Annotated in this window: 10 protein-coding genes and 2 pseudogenes; 9 read left to right on the forward strand and 3 right to left on the reverse strand. The window is 72.4% G+C overall.

Going from position 1 to position 22,774, the window contains the following annotated elements; genetic code table 11:
• Entirely contained in the window at nt 1-1,575 is a 1,575-nt protein-coding gene (locus tag AB0J58_RS09720; protein WP_364212671.1) for an AMP-binding protein, read from the forward strand.
• 107 nt (nt 1,576-1,682) lie between these two features.
• Here AB0J58_RS09720 and AB0J58_RS09725 read toward each other — a convergent pair whose 3' ends face one another.
• On the reverse strand, nt 1,683-2,993 hold the full coding sequence (locus AB0J58_RS09725; RefSeq protein WP_364212674.1) for a salicylate synthase: 1,311 nt from the start codon (nt 2,991-2,993) through the stop codon (nt 1,683-1,685).
• Nucleotides 2,994-3,132: 139 nt separating this feature from the next.
• On the opposite strand from AB0J58_RS09725, the gene AB0J58_RS09730 reads away from it, so the two are divergent.
• The 5 genes from AB0J58_RS09730 to AB0J58_RS09750 all read left to right on the forward strand — a co-directional run bounded on the left by AB0J58_RS09730 (nt 3,133) and on the right by AB0J58_RS09750 (nt 18,776).
• Complete coding sequence (locus tag AB0J58_RS09730; protein ID WP_364212677.1) at nt 3,133-15,171, forward strand: amino acid adenylation domain-containing protein; 12,039 nt, start codon at nt 3,133-3,135, stop codon at nt 15,169-15,171.
• A 92-nt stretch (nt 15,172-15,263) separates the two neighbouring features.
• Complete coding sequence (locus tag AB0J58_RS09735) at nt 15,264-16,289, forward strand: iron-siderophore ABC transporter substrate-binding protein (protein ID WP_364212680.1); 1,026 nt, start codon at nt 15,264-15,266, stop codon at nt 16,287-16,289.
• Nucleotides 16,290-16,357: 68 nt separating this feature from the next.
• The gene (locus AB0J58_RS09740) at nt 16,358-17,632 is read left to right on the forward strand and encodes a lysine N(6)-hydroxylase/L-ornithine N(5)-oxygenase family protein (protein WP_364212683.1); all 1,275 of its coding nucleotides are present in this window, start codon (nt 16,358-16,360) and stop codon (nt 17,630-17,632) included.
• A gap of 143 nt (nt 17,633-17,775) precedes the next feature.
• Entirely contained in the window at nt 17,776-18,081 is a 306-nt protein-coding gene (locus AB0J58_RS09745; RefSeq protein ID WP_364212686.1) for a hypothetical protein, read from the forward strand.
• 224 nt (nt 18,082-18,305) lie between these two features.
• Complete coding sequence (locus tag AB0J58_RS09750; RefSeq protein WP_364212689.1) at nt 18,306-18,776, forward strand: hypothetical protein; 471 nt, start codon at nt 18,306-18,308, stop codon at nt 18,774-18,776.
• Nucleotides 18,777-19,061: 285 nt separating this feature from the next.
• Here the strand turns inward: AB0J58_RS09750 and tnpA are convergent, their stop codons facing one another.
• Nucleotides 19,062-19,490: an IS200/IS605 family transposase gene (gene tnpA / locus AB0J58_RS09755; RefSeq protein WP_364212692.1), complete on the reverse strand. Its 429-nt coding sequence runs from the start codon at nt 19,488-19,490 to the stop codon at nt 19,062-19,064.
• Between the two features lie 23 nt (nt 19,491-19,513).
• Here tnpA and AB0J58_RS09760 point away from each other — a divergent pair.
• The 3 genes and pseudogenes from AB0J58_RS09760 to AB0J58_RS09770 all read left to right on the forward strand — a co-directional run bounded on the left by AB0J58_RS09760 (nt 19,514) and on the right by AB0J58_RS09770 (nt 21,580).
• Nucleotides 19,514-20,664 (forward strand): annotated as a pseudogene (locus AB0J58_RS09760) (transposase).
• Between the two features lie 135 nt (nt 20,665-20,799).
• Nucleotides 20,800-20,991: pseudogene (locus AB0J58_RS09765) on the forward strand (AraC family ligand binding domain-containing protein); the annotation flags it as partial.
• A 37-nt stretch (nt 20,992-21,028) separates the two neighbouring features.
• Nucleotides 21,029-21,580: an AraC family transcriptional regulator gene (locus tag AB0J58_RS09770; protein WP_364212695.1), complete on the forward strand. Its 552-nt coding sequence runs from the start codon at nt 21,029-21,031 to the stop codon at nt 21,578-21,580.
• A 107-nt stretch (nt 21,581-21,687) separates the two neighbouring features.
• On the opposite strand, the gene AB0J58_RS09775 is transcribed toward AB0J58_RS09770, so the two are convergent.
• Entirely contained in the window at nt 21,688-22,680 is a 993-nt protein-coding gene (locus tag AB0J58_RS09775; RefSeq protein ID WP_364212698.1) for an alpha/beta hydrolase, read from the reverse strand.
• Between the last annotated feature and the right edge of the window lie 94 nt (nt 22,681-22,774).

A 22,774-nucleotide genomic window follows, 5' to 3' on the forward strand; every position in this document is an offset into this window, starting at 1 on the left:
ATGGAGGGGTTCACTCCGTGGCCCGAGGAGTTCGCGGCGCGCTACCAGGCCGAGGGGTACTGGGGCGACCGGCTGCTCGGCGACGTGCTGAGCGGGGGCGACCCCGAGCGGACCGCGCTCGTGGCCGGGGAGGAGCGGCTGACCTACGCCGAGCTGGACCGCCGGGCCGGACACACCGCCGCCGGCTTCGCGCGGCTGGGCATCCGGCGGGGTGACCGCGTCGTGGTGCAGCTGCCCAACACCGCCTCCTTCGTCGTCGTCTTCCTCGCCCTGGTGAGGATCGGCGCCGCCCCGGTGCTGGCCCTGCCCGCGCACCGGGGGAGCGAGATCGGCTACCTGTGCGAGCTGAGCGAGGCCAGGGCGTACGTCATCCCCGACACTCACGGCGGGTTCGACTACCGAGACCTGGCCCGTTCGCTGGCGGTGGAGCATGTCGTGGTGGACGGGGACGCCCAGGAGTTCCGCGCGCTGGCCGACCTCGACACCGGTGCGGAGACGGACGTGTCCGACGAGCGCCCCGACCCCGCCGACGTGGGGGTGTTCCTGCTCTCCGGCGGCACCACCGGGCTTCCGAAGCTCATCCCGCGCACCCACCGCGACTACGTCTACAACCTGGAGGCCAGCGCCGAGGTCTGCGGCTTCACCGCCGAGACCGTCTACCTCGTGGTGCTCCCGGTCGCGCACAACTTCGCGCTCGCCTGCCCGGGCGTCCTCGGGGTGTTCGCCAAGGGCGGCACGGTCGTGCTGGCACCCTCCGGGGCGCCCGACGAGGCGTTCCCGCTCATCGAGCGGGAGAGGGCGACCGTGTGCGCGGTGGTGCCGCCCATCGCGCTGCTCTGGCTGGAGGCGGCGTCCTGGTCGCAGGAGGACCTGTCGTCGCTGGAGCTGCTGCAGGTCGGCGGTGCCAAGTTCGCGGCCGAGCGGGCCGCGCAGGTTCCCGGCGTGCTGGGCTGTGCGGTGCAGCAGGTGCTGGGGATGGCCGAGGGGCTGCTCAACTTCACCCGCCTGGACGATCCCCGGGAGCTGGTCGACACCACACAGGGCAGGCCGCTGTCGCCGGCCGACGAGATCCTGGTGGTCGACTCCGGCGACGTGGAGGTCGCCCCCGGCGAGGTCGGCGAGCTGCTCACCCGCGGTCCCTACACCCTGCGCGGCTACTACCGCGCGCCCGAGCACAACGCGCGCTCCTTCACCCCCGACGGTTTCTACCGGAGCGGGGACCTGGTGCGGGTGCTCCCCTCCGGCCATCTCGTCGTGGAGGGCAGGGTCAAGGACCAGATCAACCGGGGCGGTGACAAGATCTCGGCCGAGGAACTGGAGAACCACCTGCTGGCCCATCCCGCGGTGCACGACGCCGCCGTGGTCGGTATGCCGGACCCGGTGATGGGGGAACGCACCTGTGCCTTCCTGATCGTGCGGGAGCAGGCGCCGACGCTGCGGGAGGTCAAGCAGTTCCTGAAGGAACGCGGCGTGGCGGGATACAAGTGGCCCGACCGTGTCGAACTGGTCGACGCCTTCCCCCGCACCCCGGTCGGCAAGGTCAGCAAGAAGGAACTCGCCGCCGGTCTGCGCTGAGCGCCGCACGCACGAGACGCCGGGGAAGCGGGCGTCTCGTGCGTGCGGCGCCCCTGCCCCCCCGCGACCTGGGAAAAGCGCCCTCGCGCGCACGGCAGGGGCGTCGCTCACCCGCGCGCGACCACGTACGGGGCGATGCTGGAGAGCTTCTCGCAGGTCTCCTCGTACTCGCGCTCGGGCGTCGAAGCGGACACGATGCCGGCGCCGGCCCGCAGCCATGCCCGGCCGTTCTCGGCGTAGAGGGCGCGCAGCACCAGGGCGGCGTCCATCGACCCGTCCCGCGAGACGGTCAGGACGGCCCCGGAGTAGAGCCCGCGCCGCTCCTCCAGCCGGGTGATCGCGTCGATCGCCTCCGGCTTGGGGATGCCGGAGGCGGTCACGCCGGGAAACAGCGCGTCGAGCGCGTCCCAGCAGGTGCGGCCGGGTGCCAGCTCGCCGCTGACACTGGAGCCCAGGTGCTGCACGCTGCCGCGCTCCTTCACCGCCATGAAGCCGGTGACCCGGACGGTGTCGGTCGCGCACACCCGATACAGCTCCTGCTGCGAGGTGCGTACCGAGACCGCGTGCTCGAAGATCTCCTTGGGATCGCTCTCCAGCTCGTGGCGGGTCAGCGAGTCCGTGCTCTCCCCCCGGCCGAAGGCCCGCGTGCCGGCCAGTGGCTGGGTCGTGACCGTGCCGTGCCCGTCGACGCTCGCCAGTACCTCGGGGCTGAACCCGGTGGCCTGGAAGCCGTCCAGGTCGAGGAGGAACGAGCGGGCCGGGGTGTTGGCGACACGACCGCACACGTACGTCGCGACGACGTCGACGGGGAACGGGATCGGCAGCCGGCGGGAGACGATGACCTTCTGGTAGAGCCCGGCGGCGATCTCGGAGACCGCCTGCGCGACCCGCGACCGGTAGTGTTCGCCGCCGGAGCGCACGTCGACCGGCGACGGTGCCGCGATCCGGGACGGGCCGGGGGCGGACAGCAGCCTGGCGACCCGATCGGCCTCGCCGGCGTCGGCGCTCACCACCAGCGCGCGTCCCGCCTCGACGCGCACCTCGGTGCGCGGCACGATCAGATGGGCGAGCCGGCCCGCCGGGACGCTCGCGGCGAACTCGAACGCGATCCAGCCGTAGGCGTTCCAGGCCGGCCAGGGGGCCGCGCCGAACACCGCCTCCAGTGCCGCGGCCGGCCGGCCCGACCACGGCTCTTCCACGGAGGGCCCGTCCGGCCAGCGGCTGCGCACGACTCCGGGTTCGAGGATCACCTCGCCCGACACCCCGCCCGCGAAGGTCCACAGGCCAGGTCTTTCGTACACGATGTAGTCGTCGAACAGCCCTGAGCCGGCCAGGCGGGTGACCAGGTGCAGTGGATCGACCGGGCTGTCGACGACCACCTCCGTGCGCACCTCATCCGTACCGATGCCAAAGGACACAAGACCCACCCCTCTGAGGGACCGGAAAATCCGATCAATTTAGGCAAGGCTAACCTTGTGCCGATTTAATAGGCAAGGCTAACCTTACCTTCAGGTGGGGTGATCGTCTGGCCCCGGACCCACAAAGAAAGAGTTGAGCGTGCGGGAACAGCAGGACGTCGCACGGCGGCGCGAACTGATGCGGCGGATGATGGCCGAGGCGGGGCTCAGCCCCGGCAGGGACCGGATCGTGCCACGCGGGTCCGGCGGTCCCGCACCGCTGTCCTACGCGCAACAGAGCATGTGGCTGCACCACCGGACGTTTCCCACCAGCCCGGCCTACAACGTCTGCCTGCTGGTGCACATGTCGGGTGAGCTCGACCCGGAGGCGCTGCGCGAGGCGCTGCGCGCCCTCCTCCGCCGCCACGCGGTGCTGCGCACCGTCTACGACGACCGTGACGAGAACGGGCCGGTGCAGCACGTCCTGGCCGACGACTCCCTCGACCTTCCGGTGCGCGACTGCGCCGACGCCGAGGCACGCGCCGGGCGACTCGCGGCGCTCCCCTTCGACCTGCGCGCCGAGAGGCCGATCCGGCTGGAACTGCTCCGGCTCGGCACGCGGAGGTACGCCCTCGTCCTGGTCGTGCACCACATCGCCTGGGACGGCATGACCTGGGGTTCGCTCTCGCGCGACCTGTCGGCGCTGTACCGGGCCGCCGTCCTGGGGGAGCCCGACGGCCTTCCCACGCTGACCGTCCAGTATCCGGACTTCGCCGCCTGGGAGCAGGGCCGCCCGCGCTCCTCCAAGGAGATGGACTACTGGCGGCGGCGCCTCGACCCGCCGCCCGCGCCCCTCGACCTGCCCGCCGACCGCCCGCGCGGCGCGACCGCCTCCGAACGGGGCGGACGCCGGGCGCGCCGTTTCGACGACACGGTCACCGAGGGGATGCGGAGGCTGGCCGCCGCTGAGAACGTCACCCCGTACATGGTGATGCTCGCCGCCCACGCGGTGCTGCTGCACCGCTACACCGGCGCCGTCGACATCGCGATCGGCTCGGCGGTCATGAACCGCGAGCACACCGAGATCGAGCGGCTGGCCGGAAACTTCGGCAACACCCTCGTGCTCCGCACCGACCTGTCCGGCGCGCCCACCTTCCGCGAGGTCCTGCACCGGGTCCGCGACACCTGCACCGAGGGGTTCGCCCACCGGACGCTGCCGTACGACACGATCGTCCAGGAGCTGCGGCCCGCACGGCAGCGCGGCAGGTCGCCGTTCTTCGACACCATGCTGCTGTTCCTCACCCAGGAGATCGGCGAGCTGGACCTGCCGGGCGTCACCACGAGCTGGACGCACATCCACAACGGCACCACCCACTTCGACCTGTCGCTTGAGGCGTTCGTCAGGCCACAGGGCATGACCGTCGAGGCCACCTTCCGGCGCGAACTGTTCGACGACGAGCGCGTCGACGCGCTCCTGGCCCACCTGGAGACGCTGCTTGAGAGCGCGCTGAGCCGCCCGGACCTGCGGATCGCCGACCTGGAGTTGCTCGCCGCGGACGAACTGGCCCTGCTGGCGGAGTGGAACGACACCGGGTGTCCCGTCCAGGACACGACGGTGACCTCCCTGTTCGAGGAGCAGGTCGCGCGCACCCCGGACGCGGTCGCCGTCGAAGGCGGGGCCGACGGCTGGGTCGACGGTGAGCCGGGCGCGCTCACCTATGCGGAGCTGGACCGGCGGGCCTCGGGTCTCGCCCGGCTGCTGCGCGAGCGCGGCGCGGGACCCGACCGGGTCGTCGCGCTGGCCCTGCCCCGTACCCCGGACCTGGTGGTCGCGCTGCTGGCCGTGCTGAAGTCCGGCGCCGCCTACCTGCCGCTGGACACCGAGCACCCGGCCGACCGGCTGGCCTACATGCTCGGGGACGCGGACCCGCTCTGCGTGATCGCGACTCCGGAGACCGCCGCCCTCCTCCCGGAGGGAACCGCCGTGCTGACACCGTCCGGATCCCTGCCCGAGCCCGAGCCGTCACATCCGGCCCGAGGCGGCGACCTGGCGTACGTCATCTACACCTCGGGCTCGACCGGCCGCCCCAAGGGCGTGGCGATCCCGCACTCCGCGCTCACCGCGTTCCTGCTCACGATGCGGGAGCGTCTGGCCCTGGGCGCGGCGGACCGGCTCGTCGCGGTGACCACGATCGCCTTCGACATCGCGGCGCTGGAGCTGTACGTACCGCTGATCAGCGGCGCGACCGTCGTGCTGGCCGGACGTGAGACCGTGCGCGACCCCGCGGCGCTGGGCGGCCTGCTCGCCGGGGCGACCATCGTCCAGGGCACCCCTTCGCTGCTGGGCTCGCTGGAGCCGGCCGCCCTGGCCGGGCTGCGGGTGCTCGTCGGCGGCGAGGCCCTGCCGGCCGCGCTCGCCGGGACCCTCCACTCGGTGGCGGCGTCGGCGGTCAACGTGTACGGGCCGACCGAGGCGACGGTCTGGGCGACCTCCGCCGACCTGCCGGCGACGGGGATCGGCCGCCCGTTCCCCAACACCCGCGCGTACGTCCTGGACCCCGCGCTGCGTCCCGCGCCGGTCGGCGTCCCCGGGGAGCTCTACCTCGCGGGCGAGCAGCTGGCCCGCGGCTACACCGGCCGTCCGGGGCTGACCGCGGAACGCTTCGTCGCCGACCCCTTCGGCCCGCCGGGCGAGCGCATGTACCGCACCGGGGACCTGGCCCGCTGGAGCCGCGACGGGTCGCTGGAGTACCTGGGGCGCGGCGACGACCAGGTGAAGATCCGCGGATTCCGGATCGAGCCCGACGAGGTGCAGGCCGTGCTCGCCGCCCACCCCGGTGTCGCGCGGGTCGCGGTCGTGGTCCGCGAGGACAGGCCGGGCGAGCGGAGACTCGTCGCCTACGTCGTGCCGCGCCCCGGCTTCCGGGAGGCGGACCTGCGGGCCGCCGCGGCCGGAGTGCTGCCCGAATACATGCTGCCCGGTGCGGTGGTCACCCTTGAGGAACTGCCGCGGACCGTCAACGGCAAGCTCGACCGGACCGCGCTGCCCGCACCCGAGGTACAGGTGTCGAGCCGGGGGCCGCGCGACGACCGCGAGGCGGCGCTCTGCGCGGTCTTCGCCGAGACGCTCGGCCTGGACACGCTGGGAATCGACGACGACTTCTTCGCGCTGGGCGGCCACTCCCTGCTGGCCACCCGCCTCGCCGGCCGGGTGCGCGCCACGCTCGACGCCGAGCTCACCATCGCCGACGTCTTCGAGGCGCCCACCGTCGCCACGCTGGCGCCCAGGCTGGTGCGGGGCACCCGGCCGAGAGTGCGTGACGTGACCAGACCCGAGGTCGTCCCCGCCTCGGCGGCCCAGCGCGGCTTCTGGTTCGAGGAGCGGCTGCGCGGCCCCTCGGCCGCCGACGCGCTCCCGCTCGGCCTGCGTCTGTACGGCCCGGTCGACGTCGACGCGCTGCGTGCCGCGTTCGGCGACGTCGTGGCGCGGCACGAGGCGCTGCGCACCCTGCTGGTGGAGGGCCCCGACGGGTTGCCGGTCCAGCGTGTCGTAGAGGTCGGCGAGGTCGGCGGGATCGCGTTCGACGTGGTGGACGCGCGCGGCTGGACCGAGGCGCGGCTGCGGGCCGCCGAGGTGCGGGCCGCCTCGCACGTCTTCGACCTCGGCGCCGACCTGCCGATCCGGGCGACCCTGCTGCGTGTCTCCGCCGAGGAGTCCGTCCTGGTCGTGCTCCAGCACCACGCCGCCGCCGACGAGTGGTCGTTCACGCCGCTGCTCGCCGACCTGTCCCGCGCCTACACCGCCCGCGGCGCGGGCACCGCGCCCGACTGGGCCCCGCTGCCCGTGCAGTACGCCGACTACGCCGTCTGGCAGAGCCGGACCACCGGTTTCACCGACCAGCTGGCCTTCTGGGAGCGGACGCTCCACGAACCACCCGAGGAGAGCACGCCGCCGGCCGACCGGCCCCGGCCCGCCGAGGCGAGCCACCGGGGCGGGCTGGCCTCGTTCGAGCTGCCGCTGGCCGGTGCGCGCAGGCTGGCCCTGGAGACCGGAACCAGTGTGTTCATGGTCCTGCACGCCGCCGTGGCCGCGCTGCTGCACCGGGCGGGCGCGGGCGATGACGTCGCGCTCGGCTCGCCCATCGCGGGCCGGGCGGACGCGGACCTCGCGGACCTGGTCGGGGTGTTCGTCAACCTCGTCGTGCTCCGCACCGACCTGTCGGGGGACCCGAGTTTCACCGAACTGCTCGAGCGGGTCCGGCACACCGACCTCGCCGCGTTCTCCAACTCCGACGTGCCGTTCGAGCAGGTCGTGGAGCGGCTCGCGCCGGAGCGCTCGCTCGCCCGCAGCCCCTTGTTCCAGGTGATGATCGTCCACCAGCGGCTGGAGGACGTGCGGCTGCGGCTGCCCGGCGTGCGCGCCGAGCCGTTCCTGCCCGAGACCGGCGGCGTCAAGTTCGACCTGGACATCTACTTCGCCGAGGGCGAGGAGCGGATCGAGGGGTTCGTCGCCTACGCCACCGACCTCTTCGACGCGGGGACCGTCACCGGCCTGCTCGCCGACCTCGGCGAACTGCTCGATCGGGTCACCGAGGACCCGGCGCGGCGCCTGTCGTCGCTCGGTGCCCCGGTCACCAGGCCCGACACCGTCCGCGAGTTCCCCCCGCTCACCGTCGCCGAGCGGATCGAGGCACAGGTGGCGCGCACCCCGCACGCCACGGCCGTCGTCTGCGGCGGCACCGTGCTCGACTACGCCGAACTGGACGAGCGGGCCGAGGCCCTCGCCGACCGGCTCGCCGCGGCGGGAGCGGGCCCCGAGAAGATCGTCGCGATCGCGCTGCCCCGCTCGGCCGAGTTCGTCGTGGCGTTGCTCGCCGTGCTCAAGACCGGTGCGGCCTACCTGCCCGTCGACACGACCTATCCCCGCTCCCGGATCGAGATGATGCTCGGAGTCGCCCGGCCCCTGCTGGTGGTCGGCGCCGACGAGCCGCCCCTGGACGCGCCGCCCCGCGCCCGGCACCGGCCCCACCCCGACCACCCCGCGTACGTGATCTTCACCTCGGGGTCCACCGGGACGCCCAAGGCCGTCGTCGGAACCCAGCGGGCGCTGGCCAACCGGCTCGCCTGGGGCGCCGATCTCGCCGCGGTCGGCGTGCGGGTGGCCAAGAGCTCCCCGGCCTTCATCGACGGCAGCACCGAACTGCTCGGCGGCCTCATCGCCGGTGACACCGTCGTCGTCGCGGACGACGAGACCGCCACTGACGCGCTCGCCCTGGCCGAACTGATCCGCGGCCACGGGGTGAACCTGGTGACCGTCGTGCCGAGTCTGCTGGCCGCGCTCCTGGAGACCGGAGAGTTCGGCTCGGTGACCACGTGGGTGAGCAGCGGCGAGGCCCTGCCCACCGCCCTGGCCGAGCGGGTCCCCTCCCGGCTGGTCAACCTGTACGGCTGCTCGGAGGCGGCCGGGGACAGCCTGATCGCCGAGGGCGGCGGCGGGCTGGTCCCGATCGCCAACACCGTCGAGTACGTGCTGGACGCCGGGCTTCGCGAGGCGCCGGTCGGCGAGCTCTACCTGGCCGGAGACGGCCTGGCGCGCGGGTATCTCGGTGACCCGGCCCGCACCGCCGAGCGGTTCGTGGCCAACCCCTTCGGCCCGCCGGGCTCGCGGCTCTACCGCACCGGCGACCGGGTGCGCCGCCGCCGCGACGGCAGCCTGGACTTCCTGGGCAGGGCCGACGACCAGATCAAGATACGTGGCTTCCGGGTCGAACCCGGTGAGGTCGAGGCGGTGCTCGCCGCCCGGCCCGGCGTGCGGCAGGCGGCCGTGGCGGCCCGCCCGGGCCCGCGCCTGGTCGGCTACATCGTGGGTGAGACCGGCCTCGACCTCGACGCATTGCACGCCGGGCTCGCTGAGATCCTGCCGGACCACCTGGTCCCCTCGGTGCTCGTCGGCCTCGACCGGCTGCCGCTCACACCCAACGGCAAGCTGGATCGGCGGGCGCTGCCCGAGCCGGCGGCCCGTGAGGGCCGGGCGCCGCGGACCGACGCCGAGCGCGGCCTCGCCGGGCTCGTCGCCGAGACCCTCGGGCGGGACGGCGTCAACGCCGACGACGACTTCTTCCGCACCGGCGGCGACAGCATCAGCGCGGCCCTGCTGGTGGGACGCGCCCGCCGCGCGGGCCTCTCCTTCACGGTCCGCGACGTCTTCCGGTCGCGTACCGTCGAGGCCCTGGCCCGGATCGCGGTGGCCCTGCCCGCCGATGTGCCCGCCGACGCCGCGCGGGTCCACCCCGAGAGCGTGACGGCACCCTCGGGCGGGTCGTCCGAGTCGCGCGCCGAACTGCCGCTCTCGCCGCTGCAGGAAGGGCTGCTGTTCCACCTGATGCTGGCCGGCGGGGACCGCGACGTCTACGTCCAGCAGGCCGTGGTGACCCTGTCGGGGCCCGTCGACCCCGGCCGCCTCGCCGAGGCCGCGCGCCAGGTGCTGCTGAAGTTCCCCAACCTGCGGGCCGGGTTCCGCACCGACGGCGGCCGGGCGGTGCAGTTCGTCCCGGAGCGGTTCGAGGTCGACTGGACCTATGCCGAGACCGGCGAGGCGGAGGCGCTGGAGGCGTTCGTCGAGGCACAGCGCGCCCGGCCGTTCGTCCCCGACTCCCCGCCGCTGATCCGCTTCGCGCTGGCCAGGGTGGGCGAGGACGACTTCCGGCTGGTGCTCACCTCCGAGCTGATCCTGCTGGACGGCTGGTCGGGGGGCCTGCTGGTCACCTCGCTGCTGGAGTTCTACACCGACGCCGACGCCGAGCGGAACCGTCCCGTGGTCGGTTTCCACACCTACCTCGACTGGGTGAACGGGCAGGACCGGCAGGCCGCGACCAAGTCCTGGGGCCGCGCTCTGGACGGGATCGACGAGCCGACTCTGCTCAGGCCCGAGTCGGCCGACCGTCCCGCCGACCTCGCCGGTGCCGGGGAGATCCACCGCGCGCTGCCCGAGGACCTCACCGCCCGGCTCGGTGCCCTCGCCCGAGAGTCCGGGCTCACCCTCGCCGCCCTGTACGAGAGTGCCTGGGGGCTGCTGCTGGCGGGCCTCACCGGCCGTGACGACGTGGTCTTCGGCGTCTCGGTGTCCGGTCGTCACCCCGACGTGGACGGCGTCGAGTCCGTCGTCGGGCTGCTGTTCAACACGGTCCCCGTCCGGGTGCGGGCCGCCGCGGCGGACCCGTTGCGTGCCGTACTGGAACGGACGCAGACCTTCCAGTCGGAGCTGTTCGACCACTCCTACGTCGCGCTCGCCGACGTGCAGCGGGTGACGGGCCTCGGGACCCTCTTCGACACCCTCTTCGTGTTCCAGAACTTCCCCGGCATGCCCACCGACCGCGGCTTCGGCCCCGGAGGCGACGTGCGGGTGCTCGGCCGCCAGGTCCGCGACGCGACCCACTACCCGATCACCATGGTCGTCGAACCCGGTGCGGGCCTGCGCGTCATGTACCAGGGCGACGCCTTCACCGAGGCCGAGACCGAACGTCTCACCGACCGGTACGTGCGGGTCCTGGAGACGCTCGCCGCCGCGCCCGAGACCCCCTGCCACCGGCTCGACCTGCTCCTGCCCGACGAGCACGACCGGCTGCGCCGCGACTGGGCCGAGGCCGAACGGCCGGTGCCCGACCTCACCATCGCCGAGCTGCTCGCCGAGCAGGCCGAGCGCACCCCGCACGAGCCCGCCCTGGTCTCCCAGCCCGACGTGCGGCTCACCTACGCCGAGCTGGACGCCGCGGTCAACCGCCTGGCCAGGCTGCTCAGGGCGTACGGGGCGGGCCCCGAGCGGGTGGTCGCCCTGGCGCTGCCCCGGTCGGCGGAGATGGTCGTCGCGCTGTTCGCGGTGCTCAAGACGGGCGCCGCCTACCTGCCCCTGGAGCTGGACTACCCGGCCGAGCGGCTGGACTTCATGCTGGCCGACGCCGCCCCGGTCTGCCTGGTCTCGCACCGCGACATCGCCGCCGGACTGACCTGCCCGGGGGCCTCGATCCTGCTCGACGACCCGGCCGTACAGGAGCGGCTGGCCGCGTTGCCCGGCGCCGGGCTCACCGGGGAGGAACTGCCCGATTTCGGCAGGGGCGTGCCGGGCCGGCTGGACCACCCGGCGTACGTGATCTACACCTCCGGTTCCACCGGGCGCCCCAAGGGCGTGGTCACCCCCTACCGGGGTCTGACCAACATGCAGTTCAACCACCGGGCCAACATCTTCGACCCGGTGGTGGCCTCGGCCGGGCGAAGGCTGCGGATCGCGCACACCGTGTCGTTCTCCTTCGACATGTCGTGGGAGGAGCTGCTCTGGCTCATCGAGGGCCACGAGGTGCACGTCTGCGACGAGGAGTTGCGGCGCGACGCCGAGGCGCTCACCGAGTACCTGCGGCGTCACCGGATCGACGTGATCAACGTGACGCCGACCTACGCGCAGCAACTCCTGGAGGAGGGGCTGCTGGAAGGGGAGCACCGCCCGCCGCTGGTGCTGCTGGGCGGCGAGGCCGTCCCCGCGGCGGTCTGGGACCGGCTCGCGCGGGCCGAGGGGGTGCTCGGCTACAACCTCTACGGCCCGACCGAGTACACGATCAACACGCTGGGCGGCGGCACCGAGGACAGCGCCACGCCCACGGTCGGCAGGCCGATCTGGAACACCCGCGGCTACGTGCTCGACGGCTGGCTGCGGCCGGTGCCGCCGGGCGCGCCGGGGGAGCTCTACATCGCGGGCGCGGGCCTGGCCCGCGGCTACCTCGACCGGCCCGGCCTGACCGCCGAACGGTTCGTGGCCGACCCGTTCGGCGGCGGCCGGATGTATCGGACCGGCGACCTGGTGCGGGTGCGCCAGGACGGCAACATCGACTTCCTGGGCCGCACCGACGAGCAGGTGAAGATCCGCGGCTACCGGGTCGAGCTCGAGGAGGTCGAGAGCGCGCTGGCGGCCGAGCCCGGCGTCGGGCAGGCGGCCGTCATCGCGGTCGGCACCGACGTGCCCGGTGTGAAGCGCCTCATCGGCTACGTGGTGCCCGACGGCGCCGCGCGGCCCGACGCCGAGCGCGAGCACCTGGCGGAGTGGCGGCAGATCTACGACGCCGAGTACACCGAGATCGGCACGGCGGTGCACACCGAGGACTTCGCGGGCTGGGACAGCAGCTACGACGGGCTGCCCATCCCGCTTGCGCACATGCGCGAGTGGCGCGACACCACGGTGGCCCGCGTCCAGGCCCTCAACCCCCGGCGGGTGCTGGAGATCGGCGTCGGCACCGGCCTGCTGCTGTCGCGGCTCGCCCCCGGCTGCCAGGAGTACTGGGGTACCGACTTCGCGGCCCCCGTCATCGCCAAGCTCCAGGCGGACCTCGGCCCCGACTCGCCGGTACGCCTGAGCTGCCGGCCCGCCCACGACACCGCGGGGTTGCCCGCCGGTCACTTCGACACGGTGGTCGTCAACTCCGTGGTCCAGTACTTCCCGAGTGCCGGATACCTCGCCGACGTGATCGCCGCCGCGATGGACCTGCTCGCCCCCGGCGGTGCGCTGTTCATCGGCGATGTGCGCGACCTGCGGTCGGTGCGTTGCCTGCACGCGGCGATCCAGCTCGGCAGGGGCGGTGGCGACGGCGGCGGCATCGGTGCGGCGGCGATCGACCGGGCGGTGCGGATGGAGAAGGAACTCCTCCTCGACCCCGAGTTCTTCGCCGCCCTCGACCTGGCCGCGCGGGTGGAGGTCCGTACCAAGCGCGGCGTCCACCACAACGAGCTCAGCAGGCACCGCTACGACGTGACGCTCTGGAAGTCACCCGCCGTGCCCCCCATCGAGACCTCGGTGCTGGACTGGGCGGGCCTCGACGACCTGGCCACCCGGCTGTCCGGCGGTCTTCCCGGGCCGCTCAGGGTGCGTGCCATCCCCGACCCCAGGCTCTCCGCCGAGCTCGCCGCGCTACGCGCGATCGAGGGCGGGGCCCTCGCGGAGGAGGCGCGCGAGCTGCTGCGGGCATCCCCGCGAGGCGTCGAACCCGAACTGCTGTACGCGCTCGACCCGGGCGTGGTGACCACCCCCTCGGCCGAGATCGGTCACTACGACGCGGTCTTCGGCGGCGGGGCCGCCTTCCTGCCGGCCGATCCGGAACGCAGGCCCGCGTCGTACGCGAACAACCCGGCGACGGCCCGCGACCACGGGGCGCTCGCCGCCCGGGTGCGCGAGGGGCTCAGGCGGCGGCTGCCCGGCTACATGGTGCCGAGCGCGGTCATGACGCTGGACGCGCTCCCGCTGACCGTCAACGGCAAGCTGGACCGGCGGGCACTGCCCGCCCCCGACCGGCAGGGGCCGCGCGGCAGGGGCCGCGCCGCCAGGACCGCGGTGGAACAGCTGCTGTGCACGCTCTTCGGCGAGGTGCTCGACGTCGCCGGCGTCGGGATCGACGACGACTTCTTCGAGCTGGGCGGGCACTCGCTGCTGGCGACCCGGCTGGTCGGCAGGGTCCGCGCGGTGCTCCGCGCCGAGCTCGCGATCCGGGACCTGTTCGAGGCGCCGAACGTCGCCGAGCTCGCCACCCGGTTGCACGACAGGGCCGGTGTCGCGCTCAGGCCACCGCTGACTCCCTGGCGGCGTCCCGAACGCATCCCGCTGTCGTACGCGCAGCGCCGGCTCTGGCTGCTCGACCAGATCCTGCGCGAGGACGAGGGGCCCCGCGAGGCGTACCACCTGCCGCTGGCCGTGCGCCTGAGCGGCGAGATCGACGTGGCCGCGCTGGAGGCCGCGCTCGGCGACGTGACGGCCAGGCACGAGAGCCTGCGGACCGTCTTCGCCGAGCACGAGGGCGTGCCGTACCAGCGGGTCCTGCCGCCGGAGTCGGCACGCCCCGCCCTGGAGATCACGGCCTGCTCGCCGGAGGAGGTGATCGCGCGTCCGTTCGACCTGGCCACCCAGATCCCGCTGCGGGTCGCACTCATCCCGGAGGGGGAGAACGAGCACCTACTGCTCGCGGTCTTCCACCACATCGCGTTCGACGAGTGGTCCTTCGGGCCGTTCGCCAGGGACGTGGCACGGGCCTACGCCGCGCGGCTGGACGGAGCGGCGCCCGCGGGGGAGCCCTCCGCGGTGCAGTACGCCGACTACACGCTCTGGCAGCGTGAGCTGCTCGGCGATCCGGTCGACCCGGGCAGCCCGCACGCCCGCCAGCTCGCCTACTGGGCGAAGGCGCTGTCGGGCATGCCGGCGGAGATCCCGCTGCCGGTGGACCGGCCCAGGCCGGCCACCGTCGGCCAGCGCGGCGCGACCGTGACCAGGCGGCTGCCCCAGGCGCTGGTCGAGCGGCTCCGCGGGCTCGCGCGCGAGGCCCGGGGGAGCATGTTCATGGTCTGCCAGAGCGCGGTCGCCGCGCTGCTGCACCGCGCGGGCGCGGGGGATGACATCCCGCTGGGCAGTCCCGTCGCGGGCCGCACCGACGAGGCGGCCGGCGACCTGGTCGGCTTCTTCGTCAACACGCTGGTGCTCCGCGCCGACGCCTCGGGCGATCCCTCCTTCGCCGAGCTGCTCGCCCGCGTCCGCGACACCGACCTGGCCGGTCTGGCCAACCAGGACCTGCCGTTCGAGGCGCTCGTCGAGGCGCTGCGGCCCCCCCGGGTGCCCGGCCGCAACCCGCTCTTCCAGGTGATGGTCGGCTACGAGAACCAGGCCATGGGCGAGGTGCGCTTCCCCGGGCTGCGGCAGCGGGAGGCGCTCTTCAGCCCGCCCGCGGCCAAGTTCGATCTGGACTTCATCTTCAGGGAACGGGGCGAGGAGCTCCATCTCGTCGTCGACTACTCGGCCGACCTGTTCGACCCGGCCACGATCGACACGATGCTCCGGGCGCTCGTCGACGTGCTGGAGACCGTCGCGGACGACCCGGAGACGCGGCTGAGCGACCTGCCGGTGGCGCTCCAGGCCCGTACGGTCACCCAGGCCGGCACCGGGTACGCCGCCCGGCGCGACGACGACCGCGAGGCGCTGCTGTGCCGTGCGTTCGCCGAGGTCCTGGAGGTGGACGCGGTCGGGCCGCACGACAACTTCTTCGAGCTGGGCGGTCACTCGCTGCTCGCCATGGAGCTGGTGCGCCGGATCCGCAGGGAGCCGGGCTGCGCCGGAGTGAGGATCGCGACCCTCATGACCGCCCAGACTGTCGCCGAACTCGTGAACCGGCTGGAATGAGGCGCTTCACACGGCCCTCAAAGATTGCTAAGTTAGGTTAGCCTTACCTAATGCTGAGAGCCTTTGCCGGCTCTGGAAGGAAACCCACACCTATGCGCGACACGATGCGCCGCCTGGCCGCGACAGGAACGCTGCTGCTGGGCCTCGGCCTGGTGGGCGCGTGCGCCGGTGACGGCGGCGAACAGCCCGCCGCGAGCACCCCCGCGACCCAGGACGCCTCCGGGTTCCCGGTCACCATCACGCACAAGCTCGGCACCACCACGATCGAATCCGCCCCCCAGCGCATCGTCGCCCTCGGCGAGGTGGACCAGGACACCCTGCTCGCCCTGGGCGTGCAGCCGATCGCGATGGCCGAACTGACCGGCGTCCAGGCCGACGGGCTCGCCCCCTGGACCGCGCCCAGGATCTCCGGAGCCAAGCCGACGCTGCTGAAGGCCGGCGAGTCGGGTTTCTCGCTGGAGCAGATCGCCGCGCTCAAGCCCGACCTGATCCTCGCGGGTGGCGACTACTACATCGACAAGGAGTACGCCAACCTCTCCCAGCTCGCGCCGACCACCGCCTACCAGACCGGCCCCGCCGAGGACTCCTGGCAGACGGTGGCCCGCCAGGTCGCCAAGGCGGTCGGCAGGACCGACGAGGGCGAGAAGCTCGTCACCGACGTCGAAGCGAAGATCGACTCTGTCAAGACCGCCTATCCCGAGCTGTCCGGCAAGAAGTTCGCGCTGACCAGCGTCTTCCCCTCGGGGAACATCGGCGTGCTGAAGTCCGAAACCGATATCAGCGTCCAGCTCTTCGAGCAGTTCGGGCTGGTGCTGCCCGAGGAGATCAGGACGCTTCCCGGCGACGGCTTCGCGGCCGAGCTGAGCATGGAAAAGGTCAAGGTCCTCGACGTCGACCTGCTGCTCAGCCACTACAACGACGACGCCGCCACGCAGAAGAAGATCGAGGCCAACAAGCTCTTCGCCGGCCTCGACGTGGTCAGGCGGGGCTCCTACGTGCCGCTGGACCTCACCGCGTTCTGGCCGCTGCGCACGCCGACGCCGCTGGCGGTCCCCTACGTGATCGACCAGGTCGTGCCGCGGGTCGCCGAGGCGGCCAAGGCCGCCGGCGCGTCCTGACACACCCCGCCCCCTCCCCCCGCCGCCTCGGTGGCGGGGACCATCTCCTCAATATGTGAGAGGCGAACATGTCGAGCCCGGTCTATGACGTCGTGGGCATCGGTTTCGGCCCTTCCAACCTCGCGCTCGCGGTGGCCCTGGAAGAGGAGTGCGGCTCCGATGTGAACGCGGTCTTCTTCGAGAGGCAACCCAGGTTCGGCTGGCACCGCAACATGCTCATCGAGGGCGCCACAATGCAGGTGCACTTCCTCAAGGACCTGGTCACCCTGCGCAACCCGACAAGCTCCTACTCCTTTCTGTCCTACCTCCAGGACAGGGGGAGGCTGGTCGACTTCATCAACCACAAGACCATGTTTCCCACCCGGCTGGAGTTCCACGACTACCTGGAATGGGTCGCCGCCTCCTTCGCCGGCTTGGCGCGCTACGACTCCGAGGTCGTCGCGGTGCGTCCGTACGACGACGACACCCTCGAGGTCGTCGTGGAACGCGGCGACGAGCTGCACACCTGCCTGACGCGTAACCTCGTGATCGCGGCCGGACTCGAACCCGTGCTGCCCGACGGCGTGCGGCAGGGCGAGCGGATCTGGCACACCGAGGAACTGCTGGCCAGGCTCGAATCCCTCGGCGAGCGCGTCCCGGCACGGTTCGTCGTGGTCGGTGCCGGGCAGAGCGCGGCCGAGGCCGCCGAGCACCTGCACCGCACCTACCCGTCCGCGGAGGTCTGTGCCGTCTTCACCAGGTACGGCTACTCGCCGGCCGACGACAGCCCCTTCGCCAACCGCATCTTCGACCCGCAGGCCGTCGACCACTTCTTCGCCGCCCCCGAGGAGGTGAAGCGCATGCTGCTCACCTACTCCAGGAACACCAACTACTCGGTGGTGGACCTCGACCTCATCGACGAGCTCTACCGGCGTTCCTACGCGGAGAAGGTCGCCGGTGTCGAGCGGCTGCGCATGCTGAACGCCTCCCGTCTGCTCGGCGTGGACGGCGACGGCGACGGCGCCCGCGTCAGGATGTGCTTCCTGCCCACGGGCGAGGTGAGCACGATCGAGGCCGACGCTGTCGTCTGCGCGACCGGCTACCGCGAGCGCGATCCGCGAGACCTGCTCGGCGAGGCGGGCGAGCACTGCCTCACGGGTGAGACGGGCGCGCTGCTGGTGGAGCGCGACTACCGGGTCGCCACCGCCCCAGGCCGGACCTGGGGCGTCTACCTCCAGGGAGCCACCGAGGACACCCACGGGATCGCCTCCTCGCTGCTGTCCATGACCGCCGTCCGCACCGGAGAGATCGTGCGCTCCATCGCCCGGCGCTCGGCGGGGGTCCCCCAGGGGGCCGAGTCGTAACCGGCGTTCCGGAAGGCGGCGCCGGACTCCTCGGCCCGCTCGGGCGCGGAACGTCCCGACACGGGGTGATCGGCTGCGTGACTCCATGTGTTCACTTGATTACCTTTGGTGGTGCCATGCTCCGTAGGTAACCGAGGAGGATCATGAACACCTTCACCCGCAGTGTCCGCATCGGCCTGGCAGGGGCGGTTCTGGCCGGCGTCGGCCTGCTCGGCGTACTTCCCGTGACCGGTGCCCACGCCGCGTCGTCCCAGGTCACGCCGGCGGTCGCCTGCTCGCCCACGGCTACGGACGGCTGGATCTGCTACCTGCGGTACTGCGACGCCTACTACTGTTACTACGACTGCTATCCGACCCTGGCCGCGCGCAACAAGGGGGAGAAGCCCTCCGACACCATCCGTGTTCCCAAGCCCGAGGGGACACCGCCCGCCCAGATCACCAAGCCCTGAGGCGGAGCCGGACATCGTGGACCGGGTGCGTGTGATCGTGCCGTCCACGCTGGGGAAAGCTCGCCGCGAGGTTTTCGGCGGCACACCGGGTGGCCGTCCGGACGGCCACCCGGTGCGGCCGTCCGGACGGCTCCGGCCGGGCTGAGACCTTCTCGTCCCGGAGCCCGTCCCGGGACAAGCCAGACGCAAGGGGCTTCCAAGTCGACGGGGATATCCCTTTAGCCATGCGTAAGGGATTGATCGGTGTGATGTTGACGGCGCTGCTCGCCGGGGGACCGGCCGTGGCGGCGGAGGCCACGACGGAGAAGGCCACCGCGGGAGCGGTGAGCGGGGACCTGCTCCACTGGGGGCCGGTCCGGTCGGCGGGCGGGCACGGCGGGTATGCCAGGGCCAACGTGTGGATCACGGACTTCGGCGCCGAGACGTTCACCGTGTCCGGGACGCTCCACGACCGCGACGGGCACCGCGGCCACTGCGCCTACATCCGCGCCAGGTTCCACTACACCGGAGGCGGTACGGGCTGGGCCCGGCCGCGCTCGACCTGCCACGCGAACGACCTGTTCAGGCTGTCCTCGGACGGGGAGATCACCCGGGTGGACGTCAGGGTCTGCGTGCTGGACCGGGGGAGACGCAGAACCTCGCACTGCCATGTCGACGTCATCCGTGCCGAGACCGTCGCCAACTGGCCGCGCTAGCCGTACTCACCCCGCGGTGCGGCAACGGCGACCGTGTGTCCCGCCGAACCCCGTCCGCTCGTACGGCCCGGACGGCCGGGATGTCGTCGTGCCCTAACCAGGGACACCCGCGGTCGGCTCCGTGCGCGCCGGCCGGTCGAGGTGGGCGACGGCCAAGCCCTGACCGTTCCGAACACCGGAACCGTGACCGGGAAGCGATTCAACAAGAATCTTTGCGAGGAATTTCGGTCCTTCAGGGCCGGGAGGAATCGCATCCTTGGTCCCGGTGGCGCGCAGTGCCACCGGTCATTGCGGCCGCTTCTGGTTCTCGATGTACTCGCGGATGATCTGAAGCGGTGCGCCGCCGCAGGATCCGGCGAAGTACGAAGGTGACCACAGGTGGCCGTGCATGATGTGTCGGCTGATTCGGCCGGTGAACTCCTTACGCAGGTAGTGCGCGAAGACGCCCTTGAGCCGGTTGACCAAGGTCGTGATCGGGAGCTTGGGCGGGTAGTGCACGAGTAGGTGGACGTGGTCGTCCTCTCCGTCGGACTCCCGCAGCTCTGCGCCGAGCTGGGCGCACACGCCCCGTATGGCGTCCTCGCAACGGGTGAGCATGGCGTCGTCGAGGACATCCCGCCGGCACTTCGTGACAAAGACGAGATGCACATGAAGGTTGCATACGACGCTCCGGCCACGCCTGACCAGGGGATCTGATTCCCATCGTGGTGACATGGACAAGACGTTACGATGCGGGTGTGAAGATCGTGGTGCAGGTGAAGCCGCTCCCGGACGAGGCCACCGAGCCGGCCCTCCGGGAGAGGCTTCGTGCCTGCAACCAGGCCGCGAACCACGCCTCCCGCCGCGCGTTCGACACCGGGACAAAAGGCAAGACCTCGTTGCAGCGCCTCGTGTACGGGGAGCTGAAGGAGATGGGCCTGTCGGCTCAGCCCGCGATCCACGCAGCCCGCAAGACCGCCGGGGCCTACGCGACGCTGAAGGCGAACCTAAGGCCGGGAACTACGGCAGCGAGGGATCGAAGCGGCGAACGACCGCCGAGTCGAAGCCGATCCGGTTCCGCAAGGACGCCGCCCAGCCGTTCGACGACCGATGCCTGTCCTGGCAGATGGACGCCCGCACCGTCTCGATCTGGACCGTGCGCGGGCGCTTCGGCCGCATCCCCTTCGCATGCTCCCCCGAGCAGTTGAAGACGCTCACCGAGCACCGTCAGGGCGAGAGCGACCTCGTCTACCGGGGCGGCCAGTGGTACCTGTACGCCACCTGCGACACTCCCGAGCCCGAACCGATCGAGCCGAACGGCTTCCTCGGCGTCGACCTCGGCATCGCCAACATCGCCACCACCGGCGACGGCAGCGTCCACGCGGGCAAGCACCTGAACCAGGTCCGCCATCGCAACCGCCGCCTGCGCAAGCGCCTCCAGGCCAAGGGCACCAAATCCGCCAAGCGGCTCCTGCGTAACCTCTCCGGCCGGGAAGCACGCTTCGCCGCCGACACCAACCACCGCATCTCCAAGCAGATCGTGACCGAGGCCCAACGCACCTCTCGCGGCATCGCCCTGGAAGACCTGGGCGGCCTTCGCGAAAGGGTCCGGCTCCGCAAGCCCCAGCGGGTCACGCTGCACTCCTGGGCCTTCGCCCAGCTCGGCGCCTTCATCGCCTACAAGGCGACCCGGGCCGGGGTGCCGGTGGTCTATGTGGACCCGCGCTATACCTCCCAAGGGTGTTCGGCGTGCGGCCACATCGACAGGAAGAACCGGCCCGATCAGGCCACCTTCGCCTGCACGTCGTGCGGCTTCGCTGAGCACGCCGACGTCAACGCGGCCCGCAACATCGCCTCACGCGGCGTTGCGAGCTGGGCAGTGAGTCACGCTGCCGACGACGTGGCCTGAACCGTCGAATCCATCGACGGCGAGGAACTGCAAGCTCGGCCCTTCAGGGCCGAGAAGCTGACTGGCCCCATGTCAGGTGACTGGTCGCGCTACTGGTGCTCGCCCCGGCCCCGGCCCCGGCCGGGGCTGGAGGCGATGCACGCCCACTTCGAGCGGCACACCTACCACCGGCACAGCCACGAGACCTACTCCTTCGGGATCACCGACGACGGCCGACAGGCGTTCACCTGCCGGGGTGCGGGCCACACGAGCACGGCGGGGATGGTGCTGGCGTTCAACCCGGACGACCCGCACGACGGTCGGGCGGCCGACGAGCTCGGTTTCACCTACCGGATCGTGCACATCGGCCCCGAGCTCGTCTCCGGTGCGCTGGCCGGGTTCGCGGGCCGCGGCCGGGCTGCCGCTGTTCGCCGAGCCGGTCGTCCACGACCCGGTGCTCGCCGGAGGGCTGGGCCGCCTGCACGCCGCGCTTCTCGGCGGAGCCCCCGCCCTGGTCGCCGACGAGCTGCTGGACGCGGTCATCCCCGCCCTGGTCCGCCGCGCGGCCCTCAGCGGTCCCGCCGCGAGGGGCCCGCGGTTCCGGGCGGGGAGCCGGGGCGCGGCGAGCGTCGCCGGGCGGGTGGCGGAACTGCTCGAGGACGACTACCGGACCGACCACACCGCCGACTCCCTGGCCGCCGTGTCCGGATCCAGCAGGTTCACCGTCTACCGGGCCTTCCGGGCGGCGTACGGGATGGCGCCGAGCGATTACCAGCGGCAGGTTCGTCTGCGGGTGGCTCGTGGGCTGCTGTCGCGGGGCACGCCGATCGCGGCCGTCGCCGCGGAGACCGGTTTCGCCGATCAGAGTCACCTGACCCGCTGGTTCGTCCGCTGGTACGGCATCACCCCGGGTGTCTATCGCCGGGCCGCCCGCTGAACCGAGAGGCATCCTCATGATCGGTCCGTCGCGGCAGGGCGACGGTGCCGGAGGTGGACAGGGTTCCCTCGTCGCCGGCCTGCGTGTGTTCGGCGGCGCGGGGCGGGTCAGCTCTTCCGGTGGGCGGCGACGACCTCGCCGATCGCGTCGAGGACGAGGTCGGGCTGGGCGTTCTGAACATAGTGCTCGGTCGTGTCCGCGACGACCAGGCGGCCCCGGGCCGACAGCGCGGCCAGGCTCCGGGCGTGCGCGACGGCCTCGGGCGGCTGGCCTCCCGCGGAGATGACCACTACCGGCAGGTCGCCCCAGGCCTTCGGACGGACCGTCGCGCGGATCTGGGCGGCGCTGTCCACCGAGGCCCAGGCCTCGGCGCGGCCGGCTGCCATGCTGCTGGAACCGTAGACGACGGTGGCGTGGGCGCGGGCCGTCGCGGTGGCGTCGGCAGGTACGAAGACGTCGTCCAGCAGCCGGAGCAGGCCGAGCCGGGCGATCAGCTGGCTGAGGGTGAACTGGGCCGAGATCAGCGGCCGGGAGATCCTCAGCGCGGTCTCGGCCGTCTCGTCGGTGACGTCGATCAGTACCAGCCCGGCGGTCAGGTTCCGCCACCGGTCGGCGAAGACGCGGACGGTGTTGCCGCCGTAGGAGTGCCCGATCAGGACGTACGGTCCTGCCTCCCCGGCGACGGCCAGTAACGTGCGCAGCTCTTCGGCGAGGTGCTCCGCCGTACGCGGCAGGGGGCTGTCCTCGCTCCAGGCGTATCCGGCCCGGTCGTAGGAGCACACCCGGTTGCCGGTGGCGAGCCCGCGCTGGATCGTCTCCCAGCTCGCGCTCGACTCCGCCAGTCCCGCCTCAAGCACGACGGTGGGCGCGCCCCTCCCGGTGCAGTGCAGGTGGAGGCGGTGGCCACCCACGTTGACCAGCCGCCCCGGTGGCAGGTGTCGTCCTGCGTCGTCCTGCCGGGCGGCCGTCTCGTAGAGGAACCCGGCCCCCGCCGTCAGCACGACCAGTCCCGCGCCCCAGGCGGTGATCCGCAGCAGCAGCCTTCGTGGTCGCCACCTGCCGGGCCGTACCCGGGTGTTCGGGGGCTCTTCGTCCTTCATGTTTCCGAATCTAGGGAAACGGCCCGCCCGTTCCCTCCTCCACGGAGAGGAACCCGCGGTGCTACCCGTGTTTCACCTCTGCCCGGTCCCTCCT

Source organism: Streptosporangium sp. NPDC049644 (assembly GCF_040675205.1).
GTDB classification, from domain to species: Bacteria; Actinomycetota; Actinomycetes; order Streptosporangiales; family Streptosporangiaceae; genus Streptosporangium; species Streptosporangium fukuiense.

Coding starts and splice junctions, on each gene's coding strand:
- AB0J58_RS09720 (WP_364212671.1), top strand. CDS start 1: ATGGAGGGGTTCACTCCGTGGCCCGAGGAGTTCGCGGCGCGCTACCAG.
- AB0J58_RS09745 (WP_364212686.1), top strand. CDS start 17,776: ATGAACACCTTCACCCGCAGTGTCCGCATCGGCCTGGCAGGGGCGGTT.
- AB0J58_RS09750 (WP_364212689.1), top strand. CDS start 18,306: ATGCGTAAGGGATTGATCGGTGTGATGTTGACGGCGCTGCTCGCCGGG.
- tnpA (WP_364212692.1), bottom strand. CDS start 19,490: ATGTCACCACGATGGGAATCAGATCCCCTGGTCAGGCGTGGCCGGAGC.
- AB0J58_RS09735 (WP_364212680.1), top strand. CDS start 15,264: ATGCGCGACACGATGCGCCGCCTGGCCGCGACAGGAACGCTGCTGCTG.
- AB0J58_RS09740 (WP_364212683.1), top strand. CDS start 16,358: ATGTCGAGCCCGGTCTATGACGTCGTGGGCATCGGTTTCGGCCCTTCC.
- AB0J58_RS09775 (WP_364212698.1), bottom strand. CDS start 22,680: ATGAAGGACGAAGAGCCCCCGAACACCCGGGTACGGCCCGGCAGGTGG.